The organism is Ignisphaera sp. (assembly GCA_038735125.1).
Taxonomy (GTDB): domain Archaea; phylum Thermoproteota; class Thermoprotei_A; order Sulfolobales; family Ignisphaeraceae; genus Ignisphaera.
Map to the genome: position 1 here is coordinate 334,769 of JAVYNU010000001.1, position 8,893 is coordinate 343,661.

11 protein-coding genes and 1 tRNA gene are annotated in these 8,893 nt (G+C 34.9%); 4 read left to right on the forward strand and 8 right to left on the reverse strand.

The annotated features are described in order from the left end of the window. Positions 1–146: 146 nt before the first annotated feature. From QW284_01900 to QW284_01910, 3 genes are all read left to right on the forward strand, one after another. Complete coding sequence (locus QW284_01900) at positions 147–404, forward strand: DUF211 domain-containing protein (GenBank protein ID MEM0338428.1); 258 nt, start codon at positions 147–149, stop codon at positions 402–404. A gap of 269 nt (positions 405–673) precedes the next feature. Next, complete coding sequence (locus tag QW284_01905; protein MEM0338429.1) at positions 674–1,498, forward strand: TIGR00269 family protein; 825 nt, start codon at positions 674–676, stop codon at positions 1,496–1,498. Positions 1,499–1,628: 130 nt separating this feature from the next. Next, complete coding sequence (locus QW284_01910) at positions 1,629–2,615, forward strand: hypothetical protein (GenBank protein ID MEM0338430.1); 987 nt, start codon at positions 1,629–1,631, stop codon at positions 2,613–2,615. Positions 2,616–2,766: 151 nt separating this feature from the next. Here QW284_01910 and QW284_01915 read toward each other — a convergent pair whose 3' ends face one another. From QW284_01915 to QW284_01935, 5 genes are all read right to left on the reverse strand, one after another. Beyond that, a complete protein-coding gene (locus QW284_01915) occupies positions 2,767–3,078 on the reverse strand; it encodes a ribosomal protein L13e (protein MEM0338431.1) in 312 nt (103 codons plus the stop codon). Between the two features lie 47 nt (positions 3,079–3,125). Then, the gene (hjc, locus tag QW284_01920; protein ID MEM0338432.1) at positions 3,126–3,614 is read right to left on the reverse strand and encodes a Holliday junction resolvase Hjc; all 489 of its coding nucleotides are present in this window, start codon (positions 3,612–3,614) and stop codon (positions 3,126–3,128) included. Between the two features lie 22 nt (positions 3,615–3,636). Continuing rightward, positions 3,637–5,190 (reverse strand): ATPase, T2SS/T4P/T4SS family, encoded by a 1,554-nt coding sequence (locus QW284_01925; GenBank protein ID MEM0338433.1) that lies wholly within the window; start codon positions 5,188–5,190, stop codon positions 3,637–3,639. Positions 5,191–5,389: 199 nt separating this feature from the next. Then, on the reverse strand, positions 5,390–5,938 hold the full coding sequence (locus tag QW284_01930) for a nucleotidyltransferase (protein ID MEM0338434.1): 549 nt from the start codon (positions 5,936–5,938) through the stop codon (positions 5,390–5,392). 36 nt (positions 5,939–5,974) lie between these two features. Then, positions 5,975–6,142, reverse strand: coding sequence for a 50S ribosomal protein L40e (locus QW284_01935; GenBank protein MEM0338435.1), 168 nt, complete (start codon positions 6,140–6,142; stop codon positions 5,975–5,977). Positions 6,143–6,283: 141 nt separating this feature from the next. On the opposite strand from QW284_01935, the gene QW284_01940 reads away from it, so the two are divergent. Next, a complete protein-coding gene (locus tag QW284_01940; protein MEM0338436.1) occupies positions 6,284–6,793 on the forward strand; it encodes a transcription elongation factor in 510 nt (169 codons plus the stop codon). Between the two features lie 171 nt (positions 6,794–6,964). Here QW284_01940 and QW284_01945 read toward each other — a convergent pair. The 3 genes from QW284_01945 to QW284_01955 form a co-directional block, all read right to left on the reverse strand. Further along, positions 6,965–7,038 (reverse strand) — tRNA-Thr (locus QW284_01945). Between the two features lie 382 nt (positions 7,039–7,420). Next, entirely contained in the window at positions 7,421–8,278 is an 858-nt protein-coding gene (gene dph5 / locus QW284_01950; protein MEM0338437.1) for a diphthine synthase, read from the reverse strand. Beyond that, positions 8,278–8,893: hypothetical protein (locus tag QW284_01955; GenBank protein ID MEM0338438.1), on the reverse strand; the 616-nt coding region annotated here is incomplete at its 5' end. The genes dph5 and QW284_01955, both read right to left, overlap by 1 nt.

The following is an 8,893-nucleotide window of genomic DNA, read 5'->3' on the forward strand; positions in this document are numbered from 1 at the left end:
GAAAGGGTTGTATGTACTCATATAAAGTCAGAATCAGTTGGGTAAGTTCATATCATTGTGTTCATCAATACGGGGATAACTCATCATCTAAATTTCATCAGCAATTAAAAAGTCTTTAAATTTTTTACTTTAGGTGGTATCATTAAATGGGTTTAGTAAAAATTGTGATGCAGGCTTTTAAGATACTTGATGGAACAACAATTATTGAAGTAGCTAATCAAGTATTGAAGCTTAATGGTGTTAAGAGTGTTGATATAAAGATCAATGATGTGGATTCCGAGTCTATTCATCTGACAATATCTATTGAGGGAATTGACCTAGATTTTGAGAAGATAAGGAATGTGTTAGAGAGTATGAATACTATGGTAAGTAATGTTGATGAAGTTATAATGACTAAGGATTGAAATTCTAGATCTATTACCTAGTCATTATATACAATTCAATAATAGGATTGATCCTAGATATTCACAAGTCCATAAGTATATATAAGCTTTTCACAGTACTAAACAACTTTTCGTACGGTAGGTGAAGCGCATTAATAAATGTTCTTTGCTCTAAATGCAAAAAGAACAACGCTGTATTCTATCAGATACACACAGGATTAAGATTATGCAAAAACTGTTTTATTGAGGATGTCAAACAGAGGGTCCTAGAACAGATAGGCAGATATCAAATGATATTACCTGAAGATACTGTATTAATAGGGATCTCAGGAGGAAAAGATAGTTATGTATTGCTAAGGATATTAGCTGAAATCCATAGTACTTCGAAAATTGTTGGCTTAATGATTGAAGAAGGCATCCGCGGGTATAACAGAGCTGATGTATTTAGTTTCTTGAAAAAAATATGTAATGAAATTGGTGTTGATTGTTTAATTACTAGTATTAGAAAAGAACTTGGTTATAGTGTAGACGATTTCAATTCTCTACAATTAGAAAGGTATGATAAACCCAAAATAAGTGCTTGTACATATTGTGGTATTGCAAGGAGAAGAATTTTAAATGCCTATGCCAGAATGCTAGGTGCAGATAAAGTTGCTACTGGACATAACCTAGATGATGAAGTTCAGACTTATTTGATAAACATATTGAGGGGTGATATAATGAGACTCGTACAGCTACACCCTCTAAGTGTGACCCACAGTAAATTACTTGTGAAAAGAGTTAAACCACTTCGAACAATATATGAATATGAGACATCATTCCTAGCATACATAGAGAATTTTAGATTTCAGGAGGTGGAATGTCCATACATTTTGCAGAGACCTACACTAAGATCAAGGGTTCGGGAAATGGTTAAAGAATTGGAAAGAAGCTATCCCGATATTCAAATTAGATTTTTGAGATATATAGACAGTGTTTTAGAACCTTTGGTTAAATCAAGCAATGAAAAAGCTGTGAATTTACCCCTATGTTCCCAATGCGGAGAACCGACATCACCAAGCAGGAATATATGCAAATTCTGTGAATTGATAAATAGCATTGTATCAAATAAATGAAGAAATGTAGTGATGCAAGATACAGCGCCTTGGTCAAAACAGTTTAAGGGCTATATTAAGAGATATGACATTATGAATTAAAACATTTAAAATGTTATCTTCAAATACTATATAGTAGCGGTTGTGTATTATGAGGATTAAAATAGAGGAAGAGATGCCAAAAGCAACCTTTGCCATAACTAATTTGATTGAGGACTATTCATTCCAAGGAAGTGAAACACAAGTTGTTTCCAAGGTCACATTTCCTCAATACAAACCATTAAAGGGATATCTAATTATAGCTGTTTCAAGCAATGACAAAGTTAATGATATTATAAAATGGAAAGTAACGTTGAATAACATTGCGCTTACACGAGAATTTAGGCCACATATAGATGCAAAAATAGATGAAAGAACTTACCAAGCAATATTTGCATATGAAGTCTCAAAAATACTAACATCAACGGATCTAACATTGAAGATAAGCTATGAGGGTAAAGATAAAATAAAAATAGATGCTGCATCGCTTATAACACTTCATCAATATGACGATGATGAGGTCTATGTCTTGTGCATAAGTGAAGTTGTTCAATTAAATAACTATGAAATTGTATTACCCACTATTAACAATAAAAACTATAGAGAATCAACTATGTATATAGGTATCATAGCTCAAAAACGATCAGTACTGCGTATAGATGCTAACAACGATCACAATAACAGTAGTACATTTACATTAAGAGAGGGATTCAATCTAATTGAAGCTAATCTAAATAGATATAGAACATCTGATAAAGTCGTGCTAAAATGTGATGATACATCAGCAAGACATTTGTTTAGATGCATAACACATTCCTCAATAATTTATCCAGATTTAGACATAAAACATCAAAGATTAGATAAAAATAACGTAGATTTAATAATAAAAAACATAGGGTTCTCAAAAACCGACCACACTGAACTGATCATATTAAAAGGTGGGATACCCACAGAAAAATTCATTATAGGATCTATGGAGCCAGATGAAGAAAGAAAAATAAGGTTGTTAGTGTCTAATAACATCAGCAAGAGAATGACTATAAGGGTTATATGGAGAAAAGCCTTAAGAACATTTGTGAAAGACCATCAAATTACTTAGTGATGTCCCTTTATAATTTCAATTCTCCTCCTTTTACCCACCTAATTGCCTTTATTTTATTAATCTTTTTAGTATTCTTCAATACCCCTGACCCTCTATGGCATACCCCACAACAGCTACGCTTCTTGGCTTTTTCAGTTTTATTAATTGATCATTGTTGAGCAGTTGTAGCTATAACTATTCTTGCCGGCTTAGCCTTCTTTGCATCAACAAGTTCCTTTACTTGTTCTAGAAACCTCTTAAGATTTTCAACATTCTCTTTATGAGCGCTTCTTCTTCTTAGATCTATGGGGATATTAAGTTGTCTAGCTATTTTGTAATTTAATCCAGCTTCTTTTAATTCCCCTAGACTGTATCCTCTCCCAATCTTGAATCCAAGTTCAATTCCTCTGAACGCCACCAATGATACTCTTTTAACCTTTGGCGGTGGAACCTCAATCGTAACGCAACATTCTGTAGCCATGTATTTAGACCCCTTTTCTGAAACATCATCACTATATTACGTGGGATTTATAAGCTATTCTCAGACATAGATCTTGGGTTTATGAATTTGTCCAATCCTATGGAGAACTTTCTTGAGAGGTATGTAAAGAGTTCTTCAGCGCTTTCTATAACCTCCTTTCCAATTCTAATATTTTTATTTGATGCAGTTTCGCCTGCTAAAATTTTATTTAGTTCTATGACCTTCCATGTCTTTAATGAGTCTATTTTTATTGCAAGTAAGGGTTCTCCACCAGCTCTTCTAGCAAATTCAATGATTTTAAGAACTTGCTTAGCCTCTATATAAATTGTTTTCAATTCCTTTCGTCTTTTAACCTCGAAAACGAATATCTTGGAATCTTTTAATGCGACTAGATCTGGGTATATCCCCCTCTTTATTTTGGCTCCACTAGCAGGCCCTCTAATAACAGCGAAACCCATTTTCCACAACTTCCTGACTAGTTCATGCTCTGCGCTGATTCCACTACTCTTAATTCTTTTTACACTGGCATCAGACATGGTGATAACTCTATGCGCTTGTTTATGAGAGCTTTAAGTCTATTTCAAAACCCATTTTATCTAACTTCTTCCTTATTTTTCTCAGTATTTTTAAAGTGTTGGAGTTGTAAAATGTTCTAGGTATAGAAACTGTAATTGTCTTGCCACTTATATCAACATTGGCATAAGGCATAAGCCTTCTCACAACATTTAAAGCCCTTTCAGCAACTATTTCGCCATGTATTTTCCTGACAGGAACCACAACTGTTTGCTCTCCAAACACATATATCTCGTATTCTAGCTCATTTGTTAGAAAGTCTCTAACCTCGACAACAGGTCTTGCAAGATCTGCCTCCCTTAAGCCTGTTGGTAACCTCACTGTAAGTGCTAGTTCGTATACCTTTGAGACCCTGCCTCTATCTATAAATATTACAGTGTCTATTATACTTGGTATCATACCTATATCAACACGTCTAATAAATCTCTGTATAGCATCTATTGGCGATGTTGCATGAACAACCCCTATCATACCTATCCCCGCCAATCGCAGATCTGTGTATATAGCAAAGTCCTCGTCATCCCTCATCTCATCGAAAACCGTGTAGTCTGATCTGCTTAGCAAAAGTATATCATGAAGATCTTTCGAAGAAGCATAATGCTTTGAATATTGTGCTACAGTTGACGGTAACCTCATGTCTCTCGGAGATTCAATTGTTTTCACAATCTTTCCCATCCTAGCATAGTACTCTGCTAGGGCTTGTGCAAAGGTTGTTTTTCCCATACCAGGCGCTCCTGCAATTAATATCCCCTCTGCCTTTTCATTTAACCTCTTAACAAGCTTCTCAGGCAAGTTGTAGTCCTCCAGCCTCAGCTTTACAATAGGCTTAGTAATTGTGATCTCATATGTCAATGATACAGGCGGAGCTACAATCACTATTCTATAATCCTTTAACTGAATCAGCATTAGACCTTGACGCTCAGCCTCAATAATACCCTCTCCACTCCTAGCCCTCCTAACTATATCCTCAATAAGCATCTCAGCCTCAGCCTTAGTTACAGACAAATCATTAACTGGAATAAGTTTCCAGTCACCAGGTCTTCCCTTCTTAGCCATGATAGGTGCTCCCTCCTTTATATGCAGACTCAATGTTTCTTCATCCATATATTTTTCAAACCACAATTCCTCACCATCTTTCTCTTCAACAAACAGCACATCTATACCCATCGCTTTACAAACCAGTTGTTGCAAAGAGTCCTTGGTAATAACTTTGCCGCCTAGCTTTTTCGCCAAATCCCTTACAATACCATTTACAATATCTATACTAAGTTCCTTTATCTCTCTAAACCCTCCCTCAACAACCTCTACAACTATACCTATCTCCTCCATATCATAATTCCTCACCTCCGCCAACTCCTGCAAGCCAATATATCCAATAGCACTACCGTCTCTGGCCATAGCCTCAAAATATGCTATAAGCTCTTTGGGTATAACAATCCTTCCTTTGACTAAACCTCTCTTCACTATTTTAGACAAACTCCTCGCAATAACAACTGATACATCAGGAATATACACATCCTCAAAGGCTATTTTGACCATGTTTCGTAAACCACATGCAATTCCATGGCAATTACTCTATATCGTTTATACAAAATCTTTTAAAGGCTTAAAAATTGATAGTATAAATTCAAGTAACCTAACATTTAACGCCAAATCATAATGAGATTCTCCATTATTCCGATATAACCCAGCAATCCCTACTACACATTATATTTGATAAATTGGTGTTAATATGCTATTAAATGTTGAAGCCTAGATTTCTTAGCCTTTCATATATGTGTTGCGCTTCATCTTCAAAAACCTCAATGGCATTCTTCATTTTATTTTTATCGATCTTTATCTCATTTCTTTTGATAAGATCAACTACTAGAGATAGCTTAGCAAGATCTTGATTCGAGCCTCTTCTTGCTTTCAGCACAATCCAACACTCTTTTGATAAGCATGAAACTCTTTCGCCACCTATCTCATATTCTTGCCGACACAGCTCTATCAATTCTTGTGGTATATAAAAATCCATAACATTTTCAAAAAGCTCGATAACCACTTCTTCATCATTTACAGGCATAGCTATTGATGGTGTTCCAAGTATTGTAACGCCTGTGCTCCAACCCCTATTTTTAGCTATGTCATATATTTTATCTGCTTCTACTAATGGGCTCATAGAAGTTACGAATAAGTCTATGTCTCCCTCAAATGATTTGTTTCCAAGCTCGATGTTTAAACATGTATCTCCAATTATAATCCCTTCTATACCCTCCTTGGCTAGCTCCTTAACAGCCTTTGCAATATGCTTTAGTGTATATTGCGTAAGCCATCCCCAAAGCTACTTCTTCATAGCGACCTGCTTCCTCTTAAATCTAAGGTTAGTGCTTCTACATCTTCTGCATCTAGTTGCTGTTGGCGGGTTCAAAGCACCGCACTTTCGACATACCTTCTTGTTTAAAATCCTTGCTTCAACAATCTTCATCAGCTCTGGATCTGTAACAGGCATTTTATATACACTCTCTTACAATTGTCTAGGGATATTTCATATAAGCTCTAAAATGTTTTAAATTTATAAGCTAAACGTCCAGCACATTACATAGGAGTAAACACCAAACATTTACAGCATTTTAATTGAGTGAGTAAAACGATGAGAATACCCCTCGACACAATATGCGTTAAAAGTGGTGTTTTATGCCCTAGATGTAGAAGACTGGTAGACAGCGGTACCTATACTCAAAGAGAAGTAGAGATAATGAAGCATTTGCTTGAGCTAGAAGAACGGGATCCAAACTATAAATTCCTCAAAGACACTACATACGTAAAGAGTTATGAGACGAATTCCATGATAATAACAATATTGGAAGCAGATGATTTAATACCACAATCAATGTTGGTAAAGCTTGGAAAAACACTAAGTGAAAAAATTGGGATGAAAGTACGAGTAATAAGAAAGGCTGATCCAAAAACCCTAATAGCTCAAATAATAGCACCAGCAAGAATGCATGGGGTTAACAGTGTCTGGACACCTGATGGAGATGTCCAGCATATCATTAGAATATCGAGATACGACGCAAGATTTTTACCTTTGGAGGTTAAAGAATTAGAGCAACTTCTTGCAACAATATTTCATGAAAACTATAGAATCAAAATATTCTAAATACCTTGAAAAATCTTAAGGTCAAACACAAAACTCTGTTACATGAAAATACATTTAAACGAGCCATTCAAACAATATAACACACAACGTAGTAATTATTTAGAGATAACAATTCATTGTTTACAGTCTTTCTAGAATGAGATAGAAGCTTTCCAACCTAATGTTATTTGAAGCCGCGGCCGGGATTTGAACCCGGGACCTCCGCCTTACCAGGGCGGCGCTCTACCGAGCTGAGCTACCGCGGCTTCACCTTAAACTGATATTGGTTATGGTATTTAAATGTTTTTGAGTATAAACATCTCATTGTAATAAAATAAAAGTTATTGGCTTGCATAGCATAGTGACTTATGAGAGATTGTTGATCCTTCAAATTATTTATCGATTATGTGTGGACTGATGCTTCTTTCAAACTGATTCAACTTTTTATTTAGAGTTTATTGCTAGTTAAATGAGTGTATCGAAAATATCGTCTAGTAAGATTCTAGAGATAGATGATACTCTCTAGACGTATTCAAAGGAATATAATAAGACTTGAGCCAGTTTTATTCAGATCAGGCCGACATCATCATGACTCAGTATGGAGTGAAGTCATCACTATCGCAATGTGTATGTTAATGCATCTTAATACTAATTACAATTAGCTTCTTTAAATAGTGATTTGGTTATATTGTTTAGATCTTTTTCGTTTAATGCTGGCTTATATAACTCTTTATTGCTTAGCATTTTTAAACACTCTTCTTCAATTGGGTGAAGACTTTTCGCAGGTATTATAAGTGTGTATAATGTATTTTCAGTGAACTCTTTCTTGATAACCTCCTCCATTTTTAGCACTACTATTCTTTGTCTGTTGCTTAGCGCATCCGCTATTACTATTACAATATCATTATTTGATAAAATATCTTCCCCTTGCCTCTTCTGAATATCTATAAGCGTTTTTACCGCCTCATTGGGCTTCATATAATATCCCTGCTCCACATCAACTTCTAATAAGAATAGTGTATGCAGGTTTTGACTGCGATTATTCTTTAAAACAATAAGTGGATACTCATATACTATACCATTTTTGCTACTCACAATAGTAGCTATTTTTCCAAATCTATATGCTTGTAAACATGATATTGAAATCGCTGTGTTGAATATTGATGTTGCGGGGGATACGTCAATTTCAACACCTTTTTTAAGTGCCTCAACAACTATAGTATGATGAGTTGTTGCAATTAATGGATCTCCAATTACAGCTATACATACATCTCTTCTTGAAGACTCTCCTAAAATAGAATCTATAGCCTTACCTTCTAACATATCTCTCTTGGCAACAACAACCTCTTTTTTCATATCTAATAAAAGCTTTATTAAAATTCCTATGTGTGGAAACCATACACTTGTATAAGAATCCACAATTATTTTATCACACATCAATAGTTTCTTTAAGTTGCCTAGTGGTATGAAATCGATTGATAGGCCTAAGCCAATAAGCCGAAGCATTATATAATCTTATCCCTCATTATTTTTGCTACTATATCCCAGCTACTAGATAGAGCATATAAGCGCTTGACATGGTATTTCTTTGGAAGCTTTGGAATTATGCTATTCTCTATATAGGATATCGCCACAGATTGTTTATTGCCTTGTATAATCCTTGGAGCAACATGGGGATCTTCTTCAACAATTCTAATATCATCAATAAACATGGCTATTTCATATGGTTTAACGTATTTGCCTAACTCATTTATAATACTTTTAAGCTCTTTAACATCCTCATCATTTTCCAGATCAAGTACATCATTACTAAACTTCGATTTTTCTAACACAATCTTATATCCTCGCCTAAACAAGAAGGCTCCAATAAGGTCTCTGATTTCTCGAGGCACTAAAGAATCTTTATACAATTTTATTAAAACCCCCATCAACCAGTCATCATGCCACAATGCTATGTCATTATTTTCTATGAGTCTTTTTAAATCATTTGCATTTTTTGGAAGAAGAGTGTCACTATAATTATTGTAGATAATCTCATATATTCTTCTAAGCAGTGTTTCATATCCAACAACTGTTTTGTGATAGTACACAGTTTTATACATATGCATTCTGGCTAGGTAG

Coding starts and splice junctions, on each gene's coding strand:
- QW284_01910 (MEM0338430.1), top strand. CDS start 1,629: ATGAGGATTAAAATAGAGGAAGAGATGCCAAAAGCAACCTTTGCCATA.
- QW284_01915 (MEM0338431.1), bottom strand. CDS start 3,078: ATGGCTACAGAATGTTGCGTTACGATTGAGGTTCCACCGCCAAAGGTT.
- hjc (MEM0338432.1), bottom strand. CDS start 3,614: ATGTCTGATGCCAGTGTAAAAAGAATTAAGAGTAGTGGAATCAGCGCA.
- QW284_01905 (MEM0338429.1), top strand. CDS start 674: ATGATATTACCTGAAGATACTGTATTAATAGGGATCTCAGGAGGAAAA.
- QW284_01925 (MEM0338433.1), bottom strand. CDS start 5,190: ATGGTCAAAATAGCCTTTGAGGATGTGTATATTCCTGATGTATCAGTT.
- QW284_01900 (MEM0338428.1), top strand. CDS start 147: ATGGGTTTAGTAAAAATTGTGATGCAGGCTTTTAAGATACTTGATGGA.
- QW284_01935 (MEM0338435.1), bottom strand. CDS start 6,142: ATGCCTGTTACAGATCCAGAGCTGATGAAGATTGTTGAAGCAAGGATT.
- QW284_01940 (MEM0338436.1), top strand. CDS start 6,284: ATGAGAATACCCCTCGACACAATATGCGTTAAAAGTGGTGTTTTATGC.
- dph5 (MEM0338437.1), bottom strand. CDS start 8,278: ATGCTTCGGCTTATTGGCTTAGGCCTATCAATCGATTTCATACCACTA.